Annotated in this window: 20 protein-coding genes; all 20 read left to right on the top strand. The window is 46.9% G+C overall.

Annotation, left to right across the window (positions count from 1 at the left end; all coding sequences use genetic code 11):
- The first annotated feature begins 58 nt into the window (after positions 1-58).
- The 20 genes from lepB (at position 59) to I8U27_RS15935 (ending at position 18,952) form a co-directional block, all read left to right on the top strand.
- Positions 59-580, top strand: coding sequence for a signal peptidase I (gene lepB, locus I8U27_RS16030; protein ID WP_181753703.1), 522 nt, complete (start codon positions 59-61; stop codon positions 578-580).
- Positions 581-689: 109 nt separating this feature from the next.
- Entirely contained in the window at positions 690-1,469 is a 780-nt protein-coding gene (locus I8U27_RS16025) for a TatD family hydrolase (protein ID WP_181753702.1), read from the top strand.
- A 144-nt stretch (positions 1,470-1,613) separates the two neighbouring features.
- Positions 1,614-2,168 carry a ribonuclease M5 gene (gene rnmV / locus I8U27_RS16020; RefSeq protein WP_181753724.1) on the top strand — a complete coding sequence of 185 codons (555 nt, stop codon included), beginning with the start codon at positions 1,614-1,616 and terminating at the stop codon, positions 2,166-2,168.
- Positions 2,161-3,033: a 16S rRNA (adenine(1518)-N(6)/adenine(1519)-N(6))-dimethyltransferase RsmA gene (rsmA, locus tag I8U27_RS16015; protein ID WP_181753701.1), complete on the top strand. Its 873-nt coding sequence runs from the start codon at positions 2,161-2,163 to the stop codon at positions 3,031-3,033. The genes rnmV and rsmA overlap by 8 nt, the downstream gene beginning before the upstream one ends.
- Before the next feature lie 59 nt (positions 3,034-3,092).
- Positions 3,093-3,566 (top strand): ribonuclease H-like YkuK family protein, encoded by a 474-nt coding sequence (locus tag I8U27_RS16010; RefSeq protein ID WP_181753700.1) that lies wholly within the window; start codon positions 3,093-3,095, stop codon positions 3,564-3,566.
- A gap of 220 nt (positions 3,567-3,786) precedes the next feature.
- Positions 3,787-4,071: a biofilm formation stimulator Veg gene (gene veg, locus I8U27_RS16005; RefSeq protein WP_181753699.1), complete on the top strand. Its 285-nt coding sequence runs from the start codon at positions 3,787-3,789 to the stop codon at positions 4,069-4,071.
- A 116-nt stretch (positions 4,072-4,187) separates the two neighbouring features.
- Positions 4,188-4,361 carry a small, acid-soluble spore protein, alpha/beta type gene (locus I8U27_RS16000; RefSeq protein WP_181753697.1) on the top strand — a complete coding sequence of 58 codons (174 nt, stop codon included), beginning with the start codon at positions 4,188-4,190 and terminating at the stop codon, positions 4,359-4,361.
- Between the two features lie 189 nt (positions 4,362-4,550).
- Positions 4,551-5,444 (top strand): 4-(cytidine 5'-diphospho)-2-C-methyl-D-erythritol kinase, encoded by an 894-nt coding sequence (gene ispE / locus I8U27_RS15995; protein ID WP_181753695.1) that lies wholly within the window; start codon positions 4,551-4,553, stop codon positions 5,442-5,444.
- Positions 5,445-5,485: 41 nt separating this feature from the next.
- Positions 5,486-6,331, top strand: a complete 846-nt coding sequence (purR, locus tag I8U27_RS15990; protein ID WP_181753693.1) for a pur operon repressor — start codon at positions 5,486-5,488, stop codon at positions 6,329-6,331.
- The gene (locus I8U27_RS15985; protein WP_181753690.1) at positions 6,318-6,692 is read left to right on the top strand and encodes a RidA family protein; all 375 of its coding nucleotides are present in this window, start codon (positions 6,318-6,320) and stop codon (positions 6,690-6,692) included. Before purR ends, I8U27_RS15985 begins: the two co-directional genes overlap by 14 nt.
- A gap of 509 nt (positions 6,693-7,201) precedes the next feature.
- Positions 7,202-7,507, top strand: coding sequence for a septation regulator SpoVG (spoVG, locus tag I8U27_RS15980; RefSeq protein WP_181753687.1), 306 nt, complete (start codon positions 7,202-7,204; stop codon positions 7,505-7,507).
- 219 nt (positions 7,508-7,726) lie between these two features.
- Positions 7,727-9,106, top strand: a complete 1,380-nt coding sequence (glmU, locus tag I8U27_RS15975; RefSeq protein ID WP_181753685.1) for a bifunctional UDP-N-acetylglucosamine diphosphorylase/glucosamine-1-phosphate N-acetyltransferase GlmU — start codon at positions 7,727-7,729, stop codon at positions 9,104-9,106.
- 29 nt (positions 9,107-9,135) lie between these two features.
- Entirely contained in the window at positions 9,136-10,077 is a 942-nt protein-coding gene (locus tag I8U27_RS15970; protein ID WP_181753682.1) for a ribose-phosphate diphosphokinase, read from the top strand.
- Between the two features lie 88 nt (positions 10,078-10,165).
- Positions 10,166-10,771, top strand: a complete 606-nt coding sequence (locus I8U27_RS15965; RefSeq protein ID WP_181753680.1) for a 50S ribosomal protein L25/general stress protein Ctc — start codon at positions 10,166-10,168, stop codon at positions 10,769-10,771.
- 82 nt (positions 10,772-10,853) lie between these two features.
- The gene (pth, locus tag I8U27_RS15960) at positions 10,854-11,420 is read left to right on the top strand and encodes an aminoacyl-tRNA hydrolase (protein WP_181753678.1); all 567 of its coding nucleotides are present in this window, start codon (positions 10,854-10,856) and stop codon (positions 11,418-11,420) included.
- 107 nt (positions 11,421-11,527) lie between these two features.
- Positions 11,528-11,758, top strand: coding sequence for an anti-sigma-F factor Fin (locus I8U27_RS15955; protein WP_181753676.1), 231 nt, complete (start codon positions 11,528-11,530; stop codon positions 11,756-11,758).
- 180 nt (positions 11,759-11,938) lie between these two features.
- Entirely contained in the window at positions 11,939-15,484 is a 3,546-nt protein-coding gene (gene mfd, locus I8U27_RS15950) for a transcription-repair coupling factor (protein WP_181753674.1), read from the top strand.
- On the top strand, positions 15,468-16,508 hold the full coding sequence (locus I8U27_RS15945; RefSeq protein WP_232345569.1) for a peptidylprolyl isomerase: 1,041 nt from the start codon (positions 15,468-15,470) through the stop codon (positions 16,506-16,508). The genes mfd and I8U27_RS15945 overlap by 17 nt, the downstream gene beginning before the upstream one ends.
- Before the next feature lie 153 nt (positions 16,509-16,661).
- Positions 16,662-17,204 carry a stage V sporulation protein T gene (gene spoVT, locus I8U27_RS15940; protein WP_181753672.1) on the top strand — a complete coding sequence of 181 codons (543 nt, stop codon included), beginning with the start codon at positions 16,662-16,664 and terminating at the stop codon, positions 17,202-17,204.
- A gap of 95 nt (positions 17,205-17,299) precedes the next feature.
- Complete coding sequence (locus I8U27_RS15935; protein ID WP_181753670.1) at positions 17,300-18,952, top strand: putative polysaccharide biosynthesis protein; 1,653 nt, start codon at positions 17,300-17,302, stop codon at positions 18,950-18,952.
- Positions 18,953-18,958 lie beyond the last annotated feature (6 nt).

Here is an 18,958-nt window from a genome sequence, read left to right as displayed (position 1 = left end):
ATACATGGCAGGATTGATTTGATTGAAAAAGGGTAGGTATATACGGGAGGATAGTCAGATGGCAAAAAAGAAAAGCTCGGCCATGGAATGGGTAGTGGTCATTGGTTCCGCACTGGTGATTGCGCTGCTCATCCGAAGCTATCTCTTTGCTCCGTATCAAGTACATGGGACATCAATGTTTCCAACGCTAAATGGGGATGAGTTATTAATCGTAAATAAATGGATTTATAAAGTGAGTGCACCGGAATATGGAGATATTGTTGTCTTTCATACACCTGAGGAACGGGATTTTATCAAAAGAGTGATCGGCCTTCCGGGAGACCGGATTTCCATTAAAAACGGAAAGGTATACCGGAACGGGCAACTCTTGCGAGAACCTTACATTAACGGAGCGATGAGAGATGAACCGCCAGAAGAACGCAACGTTCCGGAGGGAACCTTATTCGTCCTCGGCGATAACCGCAACAACAGCAAAGATAGCCGGGAAATTGGACCCGTAAGCATGGAAAACATTGTGGGGCGCGCTGAGGTGGTTGTCTGGCCGTTACATAGTATCAGTCTCATATCCCTGAAAAACTGAAAAGATTGCTTACAGGAGGTTCAAAGTTTCAGATGAGCCGGCAGGATGGGTATAATTGATTTCGGTATAAACCATCATTGTGCCGGTGCGCTTAGGAGGCTTATTTCTCATGTTGTTTGATAGCCATGCACACATCAATGATAAGCAATTTGACCAGGACCGTGATGAAGTCATCCGCAGAGCCAGAGAAGAATTTGGCGTCAGCTTGATTTTAAATGTCGGGTATAATAGAGAAACAATACCGGCCTCTCTGGAACTGGCCGAGAAATATGATTTTATTTATTCGTCGGTCGGCTGGCATCCCCATGATGCCGCCACATGTACAGAGGAAGACCTGAACTGGATCCGCTCTTTGACAAACCATCCAAAAGTGGTTGCTCTGGGCGAGATGGGTTTGGATTATTATTGGGACAATTCTCCACGGGACAAGCAGGCAGAAATTTTTCGAAAACAAATTGCGATCGCCCGGGAAACGGGTCTTCCCATCATTATACACGACAGGGATGCCCATGAAGATGTGGTCCGCATTTTACAGAAAGAGAACGCCGGAGAAGTGGGCGGAGTGATGCATTGCTTTGGCGGTGATTTGGCCATCATGGAAGAGTGCCTGAAACTTAATTTTATGATTGGCCTTGGAGGTCCTGTCACATTTAAAAATGCGAAACTGCCAAAAGAAATTGCGGCCCGGGTACCTGATGACCGTTTGCTGATTGAAACAGATTGTCCTTACCTTGCCCCCCACCCCTTCCGGGGAAAAAGAAATGAAACCGGCTATGTGCGTTTGGTTGCCGAACAGATTGCCGGAATCAGGGGAGTCTCTCTCGAAAAACTGGCTCATATGACCGCTCAAAACGCAAAGAGATTGTTTAAACTTGAGCAACGAACATAAACTAACAAAAATATTCACTTGGACAACACCGGAAAAGATGGTTGAGAGAAGTTGTCGCATATAAACCCTCAAATGTGTTTCTCATCAGAGAGGAAAGCGCAACAACTGTAACGGAGAGAGGTTTAGTCATTGTCAATACCAAAAATGAAGGAGATTATTGTGGTAGAAGGGCGAAATGATACGGTGGCGATCCGGCGGGCTGTCCAGGCTGATACCATCGAAACCCGGGGGTCCGCGATTGGCCCGCATATTCTGGCAGAAATTCGCCGGGCTCAGGAGAAGCGGGGCGTGATCGTATTTACCGATCCTGACCATGCTGGAGAGAGAATCCGCCGCATCATCTCGGAACATGTTCCGGGAGTTAAGCACGCTTTTTTGCCACAGAAAAAAGCGAAAGGGAAGCACAAAATAGGGATTGAACACGCTGCCCCTGAAGCGATTGCAGAGGCGCTGCAAAGTGTCCGCTCAGAAGGTGAGGACAGTGCCGGTGAATCCCCGATCAGCTGGGAAGATTACCTGAATTTTGGTTTTGCTGGTGACAGCCATTCCCGCCTCTTCCGTCAGCAGGTAGCGGATGCACTCGGGATCGGTTATGGGAATGCGAAGCAATTTTTTCGGCGGCTCCATGTGCTCCGGATCAACAAAGAAGAACTGTATCAAGCCATGGACCAAGTGAGAAAGGATGCATTAAATGAATGACAAACCGATCTCATCACGGACAAGGGAGCTCCTGTCCCGGTATGGCATTGTCCTGAAAAAGAGTTTGGGGCAAAACTTCCTGACGGATATGCATGTGTTGGATAAAATTATTCGCGCCGCGGAGTTGACCGGGAATTCAGGTGTATTGGAGATAGGCCCGGGGATTGGGGCATTGACTGAACGCCTGGCTGAGCAAGCAAAAAAGGTAGTGGCGGTTGAGCTTGATCAGAGGCTGATTCCTGTACTGGAACAACTTTTTATTGCTAAACCCCATGTCAAGATTATTCATGGAGATGCAATCCGGGTAGATCTGAATGAGATCATCCGCGAGCACTTTCAAGAAGCGGAAACCATTCATGTGGTTGCCAATCTCCCGTACTATGTGACTTCACCCATTATTGTCCGCCTGCTTGCAGAGCGGTTGCCTTTGAAAAATATTGTAGTCATGATTCAAAAAGAGGTGGCTGACCGCCTCACAGCTTTACCCGGCAGTAAAAATTACAGTTCACTCACTGTCCTGGTACATTATTTTGCAAAAGCAGAAGAAGTGGCACATGTCCCCAGTCATGTTTTTGTTCCCAGACCAAAAGTTGACTCAGCCGTCACGCGTTTGAGATTGCGTGATCAACCCGCTGTACGGGTTTCAGACGAGGCTCTTTTTTTCAAGGTAGTGAGAGCGGCATTTGCCCAGAGACGCAAGACACTGTTAAACACCCTTCACAGCAACCTGCTCTCCTCTTACTCCAAAGCAAAGGTTGAACACTGGCTGCGTGAAGCCGCTATTGATCCGAAACGCCGCGGAGAAACACTGGGACTGCCGGAGTTTGCCAGTTTGACGGAAGTGATCCGTGCAGGGATTTCATGAAACAAGTGAATATCGCCTGTGAGTGTGTAAGACTATCTTAAACATTTGGGGGTTTTTCCGTGAACTTTTTCCATCCGCGCAAAGGTAGATGCAGTTTAGACGAGATGATTGCTGTCATTCAATCTTATGTTCAGGAAGATCGGAATGCAGAATACAAAGTCGTAATCGGAACGGATTCACAGACCCGGGAGCGCCAAACCCTTTTTGTTACAGCGATTATTGTGCAACGGGTCGGGAAAGGTGCCATCTTTTTTTACACCAGGCATTTGCACCGCGCCATGAAGGATTTGCGCTATCGGATTTATCGTGAGACGGAATACAGCCTTAAGTGTGTGGAGTTATTGAAGGAAAAAGGATTCTTCGGCTTTTCTGTCAATATACCAATGGAAATCCATCTGGATGTTGGACAGCAAGGAGAAACCCGGAAGTTAATTCAAGAGGTAGTCGGTTGGGTAACCGCGGTGGGATATACAGCGAAAATTAAGCCGGAATCCTACGCGGCAAGTCAGGTGGCAGACCGTTTTACGAAATAGATTTTAGCTAGTCATTCCCTTTCCAGTAGAACGAACGGTTGAAACGTACAAGCCTCACTGAGACGCAACACTTTCACAGAAAAACCAAATTGTATACCTCAAAATCAAAAATAACAGCTTGTTTCCGTTGACAAAAGGTTTGTCTCCCTGCTATAATACATCGTTTGACTCTGACACCCATTTGTAGTATAATCTTCTACAAGTGAGGTGGTCGATAATCATGGGCAAAAACGCGCTATCTGAAATTAAGCTAACCTTGGAAGGTTACATCGGACAAAAGATTCGACTGAAGGCTAATAGCGGACGCCGCAAGACCATTGAACGAACGGGTATTTTAGAAGAAACATACCCATCCGTTTTTGTTGTTAAGTTAGATGAGGACCAACACGCTTTTAATCGCGTTTCATACAGTTATGCGGATGTTTTGACCGAATCGGTGGAACTAACCGTTTTCAACAGCGAAAATGAGCAAGTTCCTGTCAAATATGTCAAAACACCCCAATAGAACACATCCCGTGTGTTCTATTTTTTTAACGGGATGAAAGCCCTTACATAGAATTTGCCTAAAAGCTCATACTACAACTACCCGAACCATTTGCTCAAAACAAAGGAGGCGGATGAATGGCACGCAGAGGTGGTGTCATGTCGGAGTCCTTTAAGATCGAGTTGGCCAAAGACCTTGGTTTTTACGATGTTGTACAACGTGAAGGCTGGGGTGGAATCAGAACCAAAGACGCAGGTAACATGGTCAAGAGAGCGATCCAGATCGCTGAAGAAAAGTTGGCAGAGCGATAACCGGTTTTTGAGCATGCAGCGGGGTGAAGGCTGAGGGGAGATTTCCTCTCAGCTTTTTGTTTGTCTCAGGACTTAGTTTCATATAAATTGGAACATGATACAATAAAGGAAACTCTCTGTTCGTTTTACCCAGAATTGAAGACTGGAGAAATAAAGACATACGGAGTGCCAGATGGGAGGAAGAATTGTTTGTACATATCAGAAAAAGCACCTGCAAAGATTAATTTGACATTAGATGCTTTATATAAACGAACGGATGGTTATCATGAACTGGAGATGGTAATGACAACAGTGGATCTGGCAGACCGAATCGACATGTTTGAATTGCCCGGCCCGGCAATCAGCCTGGAGAGTAGTTCCGGGCTGGTTCCCCAGGATGAACGGAATCTCGCCTACCGGGCGGCAGCGCTCCTGAAGGAAAAAACAGGAATTAAACGCGGAGTTCACATTCGGATCCATAAACAAATTCCGGTGGCAGCGGGATTAGCCGGGGGCAGCAGTGATGCGGCAGCAACCTTGCGAGGGTTAAACCGTTTATGGAAACTTCATCTATCTGATGCTGAACTGGCCGGAATTGGAGCGGAAATCGGATCAGATGTACCCTTTTGTGTCTATGCTAATACTGCGATTGCCAGAGGGCGCGGAGAACTTCTCACCCCTTTGCCGCCACCTCCCCCTTGTTGGGTCGTACTGGCTAAACCTGCTCACGGGGTTTCCACTGCCGATGTATTTCAGCGTCTCCGCATTGATCAAATTGAGGAACATCCACGTACAAAGGCGATGGTTGAAGCAATTAAGAACCGCGATTACCCCTCCGTCAACCGCCATTTGGGAAATGTGCTTGAATCAGTGACGATGAAAATGGACCCGGAAGTGCGTAAAATCAAAGAAAAGATGATTCAATTTGGCGCTGACGGGGTTTTGATGTCGGGCAGTGGACCGACCGTGTTTGCCCTGGTGAAAAAGGAAGCGAGAGCGAGGCGGCTGGTGAATGGCCTGAGGGGTTTTTGCCAGCAAGTATACGCAGTTCGAATGCTCGGAACACGAAGCGAAGGAGTGCTTGATAAAATCCGTACAAAATGATATATTTCGATCAGTATATTCGGTTTTTCGGAGGGTAATCGATGGATAAGTGGAAGCGGAGTGCGAGATTGGTGGACATGACCCGGCAGCTCCTGGCCCAACCATACCGGTTAATTCCGTTGACCACATTTGCTGAACGGTACAAATCGGCTAAATCGTCCATCAGTGAAGATTTGGCGATCATCCACGAAGTGTTTAGCAATGAGGGGAGCGGGGAATTGGAGACAGTTGCCGGTGCCGCCGGGGGTGTCCGGTATATTCCCAGGATGAATCAAGAAAGAGCCCGTGAAGTTCTCCGGGCTTTAACCGAACAATTGGCCAATCCGGACCGTATTTTGCCTGGCGGTTTTTTGTATCTCTCGGATTTATTGGGAGATACGGTGTTACTCAGTGATATTGGGCGTATTTTCGCTACCGTTTTTGCCGGTGAACAAATTGACGCGATTATGACTGTGGAAACCAAAGGAATTCCTCTTGCTCATGCGGTCGCTTCTTATTTACGGGCTCCGGTTGTCATCGCCCGCTACGATTATCGGGTGACTGAAGGGTCTGTCGTGACTGTCAATACAGTCTCCGGATCAAGCCGGCGCATGAGACAGCTCTCTTTGTCCAAACGCAGTTTAGCAGAAGGGTCCCGTGTATTGATCATTGATGATTTTATGAAGGCGGGCGGTACCGTTCAGGGCATGATCGATCTGTTGAACGAGTTTCAGGCTGAAGTGGTCGGAGTGGGGGTCATGGTGGAATCACCGGCGGAAGAAAAGCTGGTTGATTCCTATGTTTCTCTGGCAACCATCACACAGGTTGATATTAAACAACGGAAGATACAGGTAGAGTTAGGAAATCTATTTACACAAAAAGGGGAATGGAAACATGAAAAAAGTTGAAACAAATGAGGCGCCACAAGCGATTGGGCCTTACTCCCAGGCGATCCAGGCCGGGGAACTCATCTTTACCTCCGGACAAATCCCTTTGACACCTCAGGGTGAGCTGGTTGAGGCTGATATTGAAAAACAAACCCACCAGGTTTTGCAAAACATCCGGGCCGTTCTCCGCGCGGCAGGCAGCGACCTGGATCATGTCATAAAAACAACTCTGTTCATTAAAGATATGAACCAGTTTCAACAGATCAATGCCGTTTATGCAGAATACTTCTCCGATCATCAACCGGCCCGTTCCTGTGTGGAAGTAGCCCGTTTGCCTAAAGATGTATGGATCGAAATGGAAGTAATTGCCCGGAAAAAATAAATATACGTTATTCTTGCCATGGTTTTACCTTATGTCCGTTTAGAAGTGGGCTTGCCGGCAAGGCCCGCAGGTTGGTCATTGGCAGGAGCTATTAGAAAAAAATCAAGCACGCCCGGGTGATGTAACGTTTCAGAATGTGTTGACCTCTTCACACGGCTGAAGCACCACAGGCACTCCCGATGGTCGCCGTGGCTTCTGCTTGCGACCACCCAGTGAGTTACTATCGCTGAACGGTAAGTAGTACCAGTGGAACCTCTTTACGCAATTCCTCAGTCTGAGGATGGCCATTAAAAGGAAAATATGAAAATATTACTAAAATATTGTCAGACTTGCATGGAGATGAACCCCCCCTTCGTCTGACGCTCGCTTTCATCCCGATGCTGAAGCAAAGGGTTTTCCCGCTCGCATTTTATAAAAAATTCCAATTAATCTCCATTTTTTAGAAGGAATTGGAATCGCCATCTAGAATAGTAATCTCAAGTCATCTTGGAAATAGGTGGTGAATCCAGTTGGAGATTACCGATGTTCGCCTTAGAAAGGTCAACCGTGAAGGGCGTATGCGCGCCATTGCGTCGATTACCATTGATAGTGAATTTGTAGTTCATGATATTCGTGTTATTGATGGCAATAATGGAATGTTTGTTGCTATGCCGAGCAAGCGCACACCGGACGGGGATTTTCGCGATATCGCACACCCGATTTCCCCGATCAGCCGTGAAAAGATCGAAGCAGCCGTGTTGGAAGTTTACCGTAAGGCCGATGAAACGGAGTGTTTGCAGGACGACACCGAAAAAGCTCTGCAAATGGACGCATAGACAAAGATTTTATACCATGAACCCTGTGGAGGGTTCTTTTTTTATGTAAGAGGGAGGAAGTGAAGAAACAGAGTTCCGCGTTGCCTGGATTGGTGTCCTGTGCAGGTAAGGTGATAAAGGTTCGCTGGCAATAAGTTCTGAGCGGGCCCCGGTTGCAATCCGGCATACTTTGGGATATATTCAGGAAGGAAGTTTGCGAGGAAACGGAGGCACTTCGTCATGCAACAACTTTATGCGGTTGTACTCGCGGCGGGTAAAGGAACCAGGATGAAATCAAAAAAGCATAAGGTCTTGCACCCGGTTTGCGGAAAGCCGATCATCGATCATATTGTGGGTCAGTTAAGAGAGTTGGATACAGCAAAAACCATTTTGATCGTCGGTCATTTAGCCGAGTCACTCAAAGATCATTTGGGAGAGCAAGTGTTGTTTGCAGAGCAGGAAGAGCAGTTGGGTACTGCCCATGCAGTGATGCAGGCGAAACCGCTTTTGGAAAAAGAGCCAGGGGTTACTTTAGTTTTAAATGGAGACCATCCTTTGTTCACGAAAGAAACCCTTGCTAAGATGGTAGAAAAACATCGGAGTTCCGGTGCAGCGGCCACTGTTTTGACGGCGCTGCTTGATGACCCTACCGGTTATGGCAGGGTTATTCGTCGTACTGACGGCAGTGTGGACCGGATTGTGGAACATAAGGATGCCAGTGAGGAAGAACGGGCTGTTCATGAAATCAATACAGGCACTTTTTGTTTTGATAATCAAAAATTATTTGCTGCTTTAGCACTTGTAAATAATGATAATGTACAAGGGGAGTATTATCTCCCGGATGTAATTTCAATCTTAAAAGAGCAAGGTGAACAAATCAGCGCAGAAGTGATCTCTGATTCCAATGAAGCGATGGGCATCAATGACCGCATTCAATTGGCTGAAGCTGAAGCTCTCATGCGACAGCGGATTCTCCGGCAGCATATGGTAAATGGGGTATCCATTGTCGACCCTGCAAATACTTATATTGAGGCTGACGTGACCATTGGTCCGGATACGATCATTGAACCCGGAACCATTTTAAGGGGAAAAACGCAAATTGGTGAAGGATGCCATATTGGTCCCCAAGCAGATCTGACCGATGTGACGGTTGCCGATAATGTCAGAATCAAGTATGCGGTGATCGATTCCAGTCAAGTGGATGAAAGTGCCACTGTAGGTCCTTATGCCTATCTTCGTCCCGGAACCCGCCTGGGTCCAGAAACGAAAGTGGGCTGCTTTGTAGATTTGAAAAAAGCCCGGTTGGGAAAAGGGGCCAAAGTTTCTCATCTGGCCTATGTCGGTGATGCCGAAGTTGGCGAAAAGGTAAACATTGGCTGTGGTGCTGTAACGGTTAACTACGACGGCAAGAATAAACACAAAACAGTCATCGGAGACGGAGCCTTTATCGGCTGTAATGTCAATCTGGTCGCACCGGTCGAGGTGAAAGAGGGAGCCTATGTCGCCGCCGGTTCAACGATTACCGATGATGTCCCGGAGGACGCTCTGGCGATTGCCAGACAGCGTCAGACGACGAAACCGGATTATGTAAAAAAATGGTTGGAAAATCGCTCAAAGTAATTGAAAACAAGTGGAGGCCAAGTATTCCCATGTCTAATTCCCGATTACAAGTTTTTAGCTGTAACTCCAATCCATCACTGGCCAAGGCGATATGCGAGCATATCAATATTCCGCTTGGGGATGCACAAGTAGGAAAATTCAGTGACGGAGAAATCCATGTTAAATTAGATGAAAGCGTTCGCGGATCAGATGTTTATGTCATCCAGTCAACTTGTGACCCTGTCAACCAGCATCTGATGGAATTATTAGTGATGGTAGATGCATTGCGGCGCGCTTCAGCGGGAACCATCAATGTGGTGATTCCCTATTATGGTTATGCCCGTCAGGACCGGAAAACCCGTGCCCGCGACCCAATAACGGCAAAATTGGTTGCCAACCTGATTGAAACAGCAGGTGCGGACCGTGTGATTACAATGGATCTTCATGCGACACAAATTCAGGGATTCTTTAATATTCCTGTTGATCACTTGGTGGGTGTACCGATTTTGGCGCAATACTTTAAAAAGAAAGGGCTCAGTGATGTGGTTGTGGTTTCCCCCGATCACGGCGGGGTCATCCGTGCCCGGCGTTTGGCCGAGAGACTGGAGGCCCCGATCGCCATTATTGATAAGAGAAGACCGGAACCCAATGTTGCTGAAGTGATGAATATTGTAGGGGATGTAAAAGGGAAAACAGCCATTATCATCGATGATATTATTGATACCGCAGGAACAATTACACTTGCCGCAAATGCGCTGCTGGAACAGGGTGCCAAAGAGGTGTATGCCTGTTGTACCCATCCGGTCTTTTCCGGGCCGGCGATTGATCGCATCCGTGACGCAAACATTACGGAGATGGTAGTCACCGATACCATTCCTCTGCCTGAAAGTAAACGGCTGGATAAGATTAAGACTTTGTCTGTAGCTTCCCTAATCGGAGAAGCCATCCTTCGCGTTCATAATGAGCAATCTGTAAGCAAATTGTTTGACTAAAAATTTTTTTAGCGCCCCGGAGGTTTTAATCCCCCAAAAATAGGATATATACTTGTTTAATTGATGCTTTTGGAAGGGGGATTGGACGATGTCTGCTACAATTTATGCAGAAGAACGTGCAAAACAAACCCGCAGTGCATTAAACCAATTGCGTAAACAGGGGCGCGTCCCTGCTGTGATCTATGGTAAAGGCGAAAATTACCACATCCATCTGGACGAGAATGAGTTTCGCAAACAGCTGGCGTCAGCGAAAAGTTTATTAAATATAAAACTAAATAACCAGCTTCATTCCGTGATGGTTCGCGAAATACAAAAAGAACCTGTGAAAGCGGAGATTCTGCATATCGATTTTCAAAAGGTAGAGATGGGTCAACCGGTGGAAACAGAGGTGCCGCTTCATCTAACCGGGGAGGCAGCTGGAGTGAAAGCGGGCGGGATCCTGCAACAACCCCTGCGTACGGTACAGATTCGCTGTTTGCCTGACCGAATTCCCCAGGAGCTGACTTTTGATGTCAGCTCTCTGGAAGCAGGTGAAGTTGTTACGTTGAAGGAGCTTTCATTGCCTGAAGGCATTGAGCTCTTATCTGATCCGGATACGGTGGTTGCCTCTATTGTGGCCCCACAAGCAGAAAAGGCTGAAGACGGCGGTGAAACCGAAGGGACACCGGAAGAGAATCGGGACAATGAGGGGTAATCGACTCTCTCAGGATGAACAAAGGCGCAACCAACCCGTTGCGCTTTTTTCATGAACGAAGAACTATTGGAGGAACAGTTCGATGAAAATGATTGTTGGCCTTGGGAACCCGGGAATCAAGTATGCGCGGACCCGACATAATATCGGCTTCCGGGTCATAGATGAATTGAGCCGGCAATGGGGAATTCCAATCCAAAGAGAGAAATGGAAAGCAGAAGTGGGGGAAGGGTTTGTTCACGGGGAAAAAGTGGTGTTATTAAAACCATTAACCTATATGAACCTTTCCGGTGAATCTGTCCGTCCCGCTCTTGAATGGTTGAAAATAGATATCGATGATCTCTGTGTGATCTATGATGATCTTGATTTGCCGCCCGGACAGATCCGGCTCCGTTTAAAAGGAAGCTCGGGAGGGCATAATGGAATTAAATCCATTATTTACCATTTAGGGACAGATCAATTTAAACGGATCAAAATAGGCATTGGCAGGCCCCCTGCCGGAATTTGCGTACCTGATTACGTTTTATCGCCGTTCAGGGAAGAAGAACAGGAACGGGTCGGCGAGGCGGCAGAGCGTGCTGCCGAAGCAGTCAACCATTGGGTGGAATCCGGTTTCCTCAACGCGATGAACCAATACAATCGAAAGAAATGAAGGTGCTATTTACCTCGTTCTCATATCCATTTTGCCGCTATATGAATGAATTCCGATCTCCCGGCGATACTAGAGAGGAAAACTTTCTTGTTTTAGGAGGCAAATGGATGGCGATTAATTACATCTGCCGTTACTGTAACACATTGTTAGGTAAACTGGATGCCACGGATCTAACCGATTCACAGCTCGGTTTTGATCGGTTGACCCCGGATGAGCGGGAAGATATAATAACGAGTGATATAGGTGGAAACAGGCAGGTTCGGGTTATTTGCGAATCCTGCCAGAAAATGATAGAGGGCAATCCGGAGCGGTCCATCTCTCCGTACCTCTTTCATTAATTGAACCATTTGGAGATTTTATCACGATACTGTACTTTTTTTCTGACTATAATGAAAATACTTCTGTGAGTGTTCAACCGTTGGATATAAATCACATTTACCAATAACGGCCTTGGCTGTTGCAAGCCGGGGCTTCTTTTGTATTGTACAAAGACGGAAGAAAAAGAGGAGGAACATTTGTTGGGACCGTTGATCCATATATTAAGACAAGATAATGATTTTCAGTCAACGGTGGTTGGACTGGAAAGAAACTTGAAGGAACAATTGGTGGCCGGATTGACGGGGACTGCCCGCATGTTGTATGTGGCGGCTTTGGTTCATGAAAGCAAACGTCCTGTCCTTCTGGTTACCCATAATTTAAATCAGGCACAAAAAGCAGCCGAAGACTTGCAAGAGTTTCTTCCTAAAGAAGAAGTTCTTCTTTATCCGGCCAATGAGCTGGTGACAACAGAAATCGCTTTGGCAAGCCATGAAACCTTGGGAGAGCGTGTCGATGTGTTATCACGGTTGTCTCAAGGTTTTTCCGGCGTGCTGATCGTTCCGTTCGCAGGAATGAGAAAACTATTTCCTCCTAAGAGAGTGTTTAAACAAAATCACCTTTCTTTAAAAGTAGGGGAAGAAAAGCCGATTGACCCTTTGGTGGAACATCTTGTGAAAATTGGTTATCAACGGGTGGATATGGTTGAAAAGTCGGGCGAATTCAGTGTTCGTGGCGGGATTGTAGATATTTATCCTCCCAACTTTTCACAGCCGGTACGAATTGAATGGTTTGATGATGAAGTAGATTCGATTCGCCCGTTTTCCGTTTCAGACCAGCGGTCAATCGGCAAGTGGGAAGAAATAATCGTCCCGCCGGCGAAAGAACTTTTCGCTTCATCTGACGCCCTGTATCAAGCGGGGGAACGGGTGGAGAAACTGCTTCAAGAACGTCTGATGTCTGTGAAAGATCCCGTGCTTAAAGAGAAGTTAGCCGAGTCGGTCGGCTGGGATATTGAGCAGTTAAAAACAGGGACCCTGTTTACGGGTATCTATAAATATATTGAGCGGATTTACCCGGATTGTGAGAGTTTGCTCGGGTTTATGCCGCAGGAATCAGTGATGATTTTAGATGAACCGACACGGATTGCAGAAAGTGCGAAGCAGATGGAACGGGAAGAAGGGGAATGGCAAACCGCTCTTTTGCAACAAGGGGAATTTTTGCCTCAGTTGAAAATTTCGCTATCTTATGATGATGTGATTTTAAAAAACAACCACCAGCGGATTTATCTGTCCCTGTTTATGCGGCAGATCCCGGGTGTTCAGCCGCAAAACATCATTCAGATGATGTGCCGGAGCATGCAGCAATTCCACGGACAGATGCATGTGTTAAAGGGAGAGTGGGACCGCTGGCAAAAATCCCGGTTCAAAGTCATTTTTACAGCGAGCACTGCAGAGCGGCTGGAACGTTTGGAACGTGTATTAGCCGATTACGGCATGGAAGTGCAACGGGAACGGGCCGGGAATCCTCCCCTTCCCGGACGGCCAATTATTCGTGTAGGATCTTTGCAAAACGGATTTGAGATGAACGGAATCCGGCTGGCGGTTGTGACCGAGGAAGAAGTATTTACCCAGAAGCAACGGCGCACCAGACGCACGGTCAAGCTGGATCATGCTGAAAAGATTAAAGATTACCAGGAACTTAAACCGGGCGATTACGTTGTACATGTCAATCACGGGATCGGCCGCTATATCGGCATTGAAACACTGAACGTGGGAGGGCTGCACAAGGATTACCTGCATGTTCAGTATGCCGGCAATGACAAACTTTATGTCCCGGTTGAACAGATCGACCAAATCCAAAAATATGTGGGCAGTGAAGACCGTACTCCAAAAGTATACAGCCTGGGCGGCAGTGAATGGAGCAAGGTGAAAAATAAAGTCCGTACTTCTGTACAGGATATTGCCCAGGACCTGATCGAACTTTATGCCAAAAGGCAACAGGCCAAAGGTTTTGCCTTTTCCGGGGATACTCCTTATCAGAAAGAATTTGAGGCGATGTTTCCGTATGAGGAAACCCCGGATCAGCTGCGCTCCATTGAAGAGATAAAAGGGGACATGGAGCGGGTGCAGCCGATGGACCGCCTTTTATGCGGGGATGTAGGTTACGGAAAAACAGAAGTAGCGATTCGCGCTGCCTTTAAGGCGACGATGGACGGAAAACAGGTGGCTGTCTTAGTACCGACAACTATTTTGGCACAGCAGCATTATGAAACATTTCGCGAGCGATTTGCCGACTATCCGGTGCAAATTCGCGTGCTGAGCCGCTTCCGGTCGCGCAAAGAGCAGAAGGAGACAATAGAAGGGCTGAAAAACGGAACAGTTGATATTGTCATCGGTACACATCGATTGCTCTCAAAAGATATAGTTTATAAAGACCTGGGCCTTTTAATTATTGATGAAGAGCAGCGCTTTGGCGTAAAGCATAAAGAAAAAATCAAACAGATTAAGCATAATATTGATGTGCTCACTTTGTCAGCCACTCCGATTCCACGCACGCTGCACATGGCCATGATGGGGGTGCGTGACTTGTCTGTCATCGAAACACCCCCGGAAAACCGTTTCCCGGTTCAGACGTATGTGCTTGAGTACTCAGCCGCTTTAGTGCGTGAAGCGATTGAACGCGAGCTGGCCCGGGGAGGACAGGTTTACTTTCTTTATAATCAGGTGCATAACATTGACCAGATGGCGGAACAAATCCGCATGTTGGTTCCCGAGGCCAGAGTTGCCGTCGCGCACGGGCAGATGGCGGAGTCAGAGCTGGAAAAAGTAATGCTCGATTTTTTGGACGGGGAGTTTGATGTATTGGTCAGTACAACCATTATTGAAACCGGCGTTGATATCCCGAATGTGAATACCCTGATTATTTATGACGCGGATAAAATGGGGCTGTCCCAGCTTTATCAGCTGCGCGGGCGCGTCGGACGCTCAAACCGGATTGCGTACGCCTACTTTACTTATCAGAGGGATAAGGTATTATCCGAAGCGGCTGAGAAAAGGCTTCAGGCGATTAAAGAATTTACCGAGCTGGGTTCGGGCTTCAAGATTGCCATGCGTGACTTGTCCATACGCGGGGCAGGGAACTTGCTTGGAGCCGAACAACATGGCCATATTGCTTCTGTCGGTTTCGAATTGTACAGTCAGATGCTGAAAGAAGCGGTTAGCGAATTGCAAGGGAAGAATCAACAGGAACAACCGCCCGAACCGCAAATTGAGTTAACTGTTGATGCTTATCTGCCTTCGGAATACATTCGCGATGAAAAACAGAAGATTGAGCTGTACAAAAAGATTCGTGCGGTTACCACATTGCAGGAAGTAACTGATTTGGAAGAAGAAATTGAGGACCGTTTTGGAGATTTGCCCGAACCGGTACAAAATTTACTGCGTGTTGCCAGAATACGTGCTTATGCGATTCGGTACGGAGTAGAGACGATTGAGCAAAAAGGTACAGAGATTTCCTTAAAATTGCACCCGGAACAGAATGAAAAGATTGACGGGCAAAAACTTTTCCGGATTGCACAGGAATTTCCAGGAAAGATCCGCCTTTCTTCCGGTCAGCGGATTGGAGTCACCTTCAAGATTAAAGGAATGTCTTCCCGGGCCGCGCTAGAAATGGTTGAACAATTTCTGATAAAATATGAAGTGGTTCCAAAACGGAAAGGAGCAGTTCAAAATGCGGCGATGGAATAGAATGGTAGCAGGGGTTCTGGCAATATTTTTAATAGGTTCCGTGGTTATAACAGCTTGTAATGCCAAAAACGAAGAAAATGAAGCAAAGCAGGAATCTCCACCGCAAGGGCAAACATTTAAGCCATTCAGCACAACCAGCAAAAAAGTGGTAGCCGAATATAAGGGTGGAAAGATTACTGAAGGGGATCTTCATCTGTATATGAATATCTACAGCTTTCTTGATCCACAGTTTGCCATGATCGTGTCTGACCCCAGTCTCAAAGAAAAAAGCAATGAGATGAAAACGCAGCTCGCCCAGGAATTGGCAGGACAACTCTATATTGCAGATAAACTCGGCGGAGAAGAGAAGTATCGAAAACAAGCGGATCAGACCATGGTGGAAATCGAGAAGCAACTTAAAGCTGCTCCGCCTGCCGATGGAGGCAACCCTCCAAAGAATTTGGATGAAGCGATTAAGGGTAAAGGTTTTACCAAAGATCAGTTGCGTAATTTTTTTATCCGGACCAGCCAGTTGAACAGCTACTTTGAACAGAAGCTGAAAGATAAGCAATTTGATTATGTAAAAGTGAATCATATCCTTGTTGCGGTGAACGAAGGTGAAGCACAACCGGGTCAGCCTAAACGAACCGATGCAGAAGCAAAAAAACGCGCTGATGAAGTGAAGAAAAAACTGGAAACGGGCGGTGATTTTGCGAAACTGGCGAAAGAATATTCTGATGACCCCGGTTCCAAAGATAAAGGCGGTTTGATTGAAGGGTCACTGGAGGAAGGATTTTTTGTTCCGCAATTTACCAATGCCGCTAAAACCCTGCCCCTGGGTAAGATCAGTGACCCCGTTAAAACAGACTATGGCTATCATGTCATGAAAGTGATTGAACGGAAAAAACAAGCGATTGATAAAGCGCCGGAAGACGTGAAACAAGAATTGAAGAATAGGAGAAGTACGGAGATTTTTGAGCAGCTTGTGAAAAATGAACTTCAATTTAAGTCTTTCCTGCCGGCCCCAAAGCCCGAGAAAAAGTGATAAATTCTGGATGAAAGCAGAGCAACCACGCTCTGCTTTTTTATGTATCAGCAACCGCATAATATTTTGGCAGCAGAACAATACTATGGGCGTTAGGACATAAAGCACCAGGGCCTGATTGAAAAATTATATGAAAGAGAGGCAGTACCTAATATGAAAGCAACCGGCATTGTGCGTCGGATCGACGATCTCGGACGTGTTGTCATTCCAAAAGAGATTCGCCGGACGCTTCGCATCCGGGAGGGGGATCCGCTTGAGATCTTTGTCGATCGCGATGGTGAAGTTATCTTAAAAAAATATTCTCCCATTGGGGAACTAGGGGATTTTGCACAGGAATATGCAGAAGCGCTATACGAAAACCTGCAACATATAACTTTGATCTGTGACCGGGACGGTGTGATTGCTGTCGCAGGTGCCTCAAAAAAAGAGTATTTAGACAAGCCGATCGGTGAACTGGTTGAATCCTGTATGGATCAGCGGCGCACTCATGTAGAAACGGCTCCCGGCAACGCCGAGATTATCAAAGGTGCGCCGGAAGAATATCAATCGTATGTGATCGTACCCATCAATGCCGGAGGGGATCCGATCGGTGCTGTTATTATCCTCTCCAAAAAAGCCGGAGTAAAAATGGGTGATACGGAGATCAAGCTGGCCAGTACAGCTGCCGCCTTCCTTGGGAAACAGATGGAACAGTGAGGATTGAAAGCAGGTAAAAAGCCTGCTTTTTCTTTGCCAATTTCAAACACTCTTGTATAATGAAAAGCAATGTGGTGTTTGAAAGAGGGAAAATAATGGCACAAATGCAACAATCCTTTATCAAGGGAGCCGCTATTTTAGGCCTGGCTGCTTTCTTAAGTAAAATCTTAGGAGCTGTCTATCGGATTCCTTATCAAAATATCACGGGAAATGAAGGGATGTATGTATACCAACAGGTCTATCCTCTCTACAGCGCCCTGTTAATCCTGGCTACCGCCGGTTTCCCGATCGCGGTGTCCAAACTGGTTTCCGAGAAAGTTGCGGAAGGAGATTCTGCGGGGGCTGTGAAGGTTTTCCGCGTTGCCTCAATCACGCTGTTTTTAACCGGTTTTTTTGCGTTTATCATCCTGTTTTTTGGTGCCGGGCAAGTAGCGGAATGGATGGGAAGCCGAAAATTATTGACCCTGCCGATCCAATCGGTTTCTTTTGCTTTGCTTATTGTTCCCGTCGTGTCTTCCATCCGGGGTTATTTTCAAGGACAGCAGAATATGATTCCCACCGCCGTTTCACAGATTGTGGAACAGATGATCCGCGTGACAACAATTTTAGCTTTATCCTGGTATTTTATCGAAATGAATTACGGATTTGTGTATGCAGGTGCGGGAGCAGTCTTTGGCGCATTTACAGGAGCGGCCGGCTCACTTATCATACTGCTGCTTTTCTGGCGGAAAAACAATCAGCTTATGATGCCGTCACCGGCTCCCCTGAAGGGACAAACTCTTATAAAAACATCCTTCTTTGCAAAGTCGGAGTCAACAAAGCAAATTATTGTTAAAATACTAACCCTTTCCCTTCCAATTTGTATAGGTTCACTGGTTCTGCCTCTTTATTCGCTGGTTGATTCCTTTACAGTGGCTAACCTGCTGGTTGAGAATCATTGGACAACGGCTGCGGCGATTGAAGCCAAAGGTATTTATGATCGGGGACAACCTTTGATCCAATTTGCTGCCTTTTTTGCGACTGCCATCTCGCTGTCTATCGTTCCCGCTATTGCTGAAGCGAAAGCAAAAGGAAATGAGAAAGAGGCGAATGAAAGGGCTGCTCTGGCCTTGAGGTTAACCTGGATGATCGGGCTTCCCGCCTCGGTGGGACTTGCTGTGATCGCTTTACCTGCCAATGTAATGTTATTTAAAGATGCCGCCGGTTCGGATGCTCTGGCCATTCTTGCTTTTACGACCGTCTTTTCCACACTTGGCGTCACTTCAGCCGGCATTCTGCAGGGAGCTGGTTTGGTTTATGTGCCGGCCCGCAATTTATTCATCGGGGTTGTGGTCAAATGTCTGCTTAACTTATGGTTGATTCCCATCTGGGATATTCAGGGTGCAGCAATTGCAACGGTCGTCTCTTACGCGGCAGCCACTCTGCTTAACCTGGTCGCCCTGCGTTCAGTCTTGGCCGACTTTTTAGGAAATGGTGGAATCATCGGAAAAGTGTTTTTGGCCGTAGGCTGGATGGCTGTTGCCACCTATGCCACGATGGTGACGGTCCAGTCGCTGGGATCGGACTATCTTTCATACCGGTTGGCGATGACCGTTACCTCTCTCGCATCTGTAGCTGTAGGAGCACTGGTCTACTTCTGGTCTTTGTGCCGGCTGGGGCTGCTGACGCGGTCTGACCTGGAAAAAGTGCCGAAACTAAGAAAAAAGTTGCTGCCATTTTTAGATAAATGGCGTTTACTTCGTTCATAAAGGTGG

This window comes from Paenactinomyces guangxiensis (assembly GCF_016055185.1).
Taxonomy (GTDB): Bacteria; Bacillota; Bacilli; order Thermoactinomycetales; family Thermoactinomycetaceae; genus Paenactinomyces; species Paenactinomyces guangxiensis.
This window is presented reverse-complemented; position numbering and strand designations above follow the sequence as displayed.

What these genes read in the sequence shown, in the direction of transcription:
- veg (WP_181753699.1), top strand. Translation starts at nt 3,787, where the DNA reads ATGGGCAAAAACGCGCTATCTGAAATTAAGCTAACCTTGGAAGGTTAC.
- I8U27_RS15945 (WP_232345569.1), top strand. Translation starts at nt 15,468, where the DNA reads ATGCGGCGATGGAATAGAATGGTAGCAGGGGTTCTGGCAATATTTTTA.
- pth (WP_181753678.1), top strand. Translation starts at nt 10,854, where the DNA reads ATGAAAATGATTGTTGGCCTTGGGAACCCGGGAATCAAGTATGCGCGG.
- purR (WP_181753693.1), top strand. Translation starts at nt 5,486, where the DNA reads ATGGATAAGTGGAAGCGGAGTGCGAGATTGGTGGACATGACCCGGCAG.
- I8U27_RS15935 (WP_181753670.1), top strand. Translation starts at nt 17,300, where the DNA reads ATGGCACAAATGCAACAATCCTTTATCAAGGGAGCCGCTATTTTAGGC.
- I8U27_RS15970 (WP_181753682.1), top strand. Translation starts at nt 9,136, where the DNA reads ATGTCTAATTCCCGATTACAAGTTTTTAGCTGTAACTCCAATCCATCA.
- spoVT (WP_181753672.1), top strand. Translation starts at nt 16,662, where the DNA reads ATGAAAGCAACCGGCATTGTGCGTCGGATCGACGATCTCGGACGTGTT.
- rsmA (WP_181753701.1), top strand. Translation starts at nt 2,161, where the DNA reads ATGAATGACAAACCGATCTCATCACGGACAAGGGAGCTCCTGTCCCGG.
- I8U27_RS15985 (WP_181753690.1), top strand. Translation starts at nt 6,318, where the DNA reads ATGAAAAAAGTTGAAACAAATGAGGCGCCACAAGCGATTGGGCCTTAC.
- I8U27_RS16000 (WP_181753697.1), top strand. Translation starts at nt 4,188, where the DNA reads ATGGCACGCAGAGGTGGTGTCATGTCGGAGTCCTTTAAGATCGAGTTG.
- I8U27_RS15955 (WP_181753676.1), top strand. Translation starts at nt 11,528, where the DNA reads ATGGCGATTAATTACATCTGCCGTTACTGTAACACATTGTTAGGTAAA.
- rnmV (WP_181753724.1), top strand. Translation starts at nt 1,614, where the DNA reads ATGAAGGAGATTATTGTGGTAGAAGGGCGAAATGATACGGTGGCGATC.
- I8U27_RS15965 (WP_181753680.1), top strand. Translation starts at nt 10,166, where the DNA reads ATGTCTGCTACAATTTATGCAGAAGAACGTGCAAAACAAACCCGCAGT.
- lepB (WP_181753703.1), top strand. Translation starts at nt 59, where the DNA reads ATGGCAAAAAAGAAAAGCTCGGCCATGGAATGGGTAGTGGTCATTGGT.
- I8U27_RS16025 (WP_181753702.1), top strand. Translation starts at nt 690, where the DNA reads ATGTTGTTTGATAGCCATGCACACATCAATGATAAGCAATTTGACCAG.
- glmU (WP_181753685.1), top strand. Translation starts at nt 7,727, where the DNA reads ATGCAACAACTTTATGCGGTTGTACTCGCGGCGGGTAAAGGAACCAGG.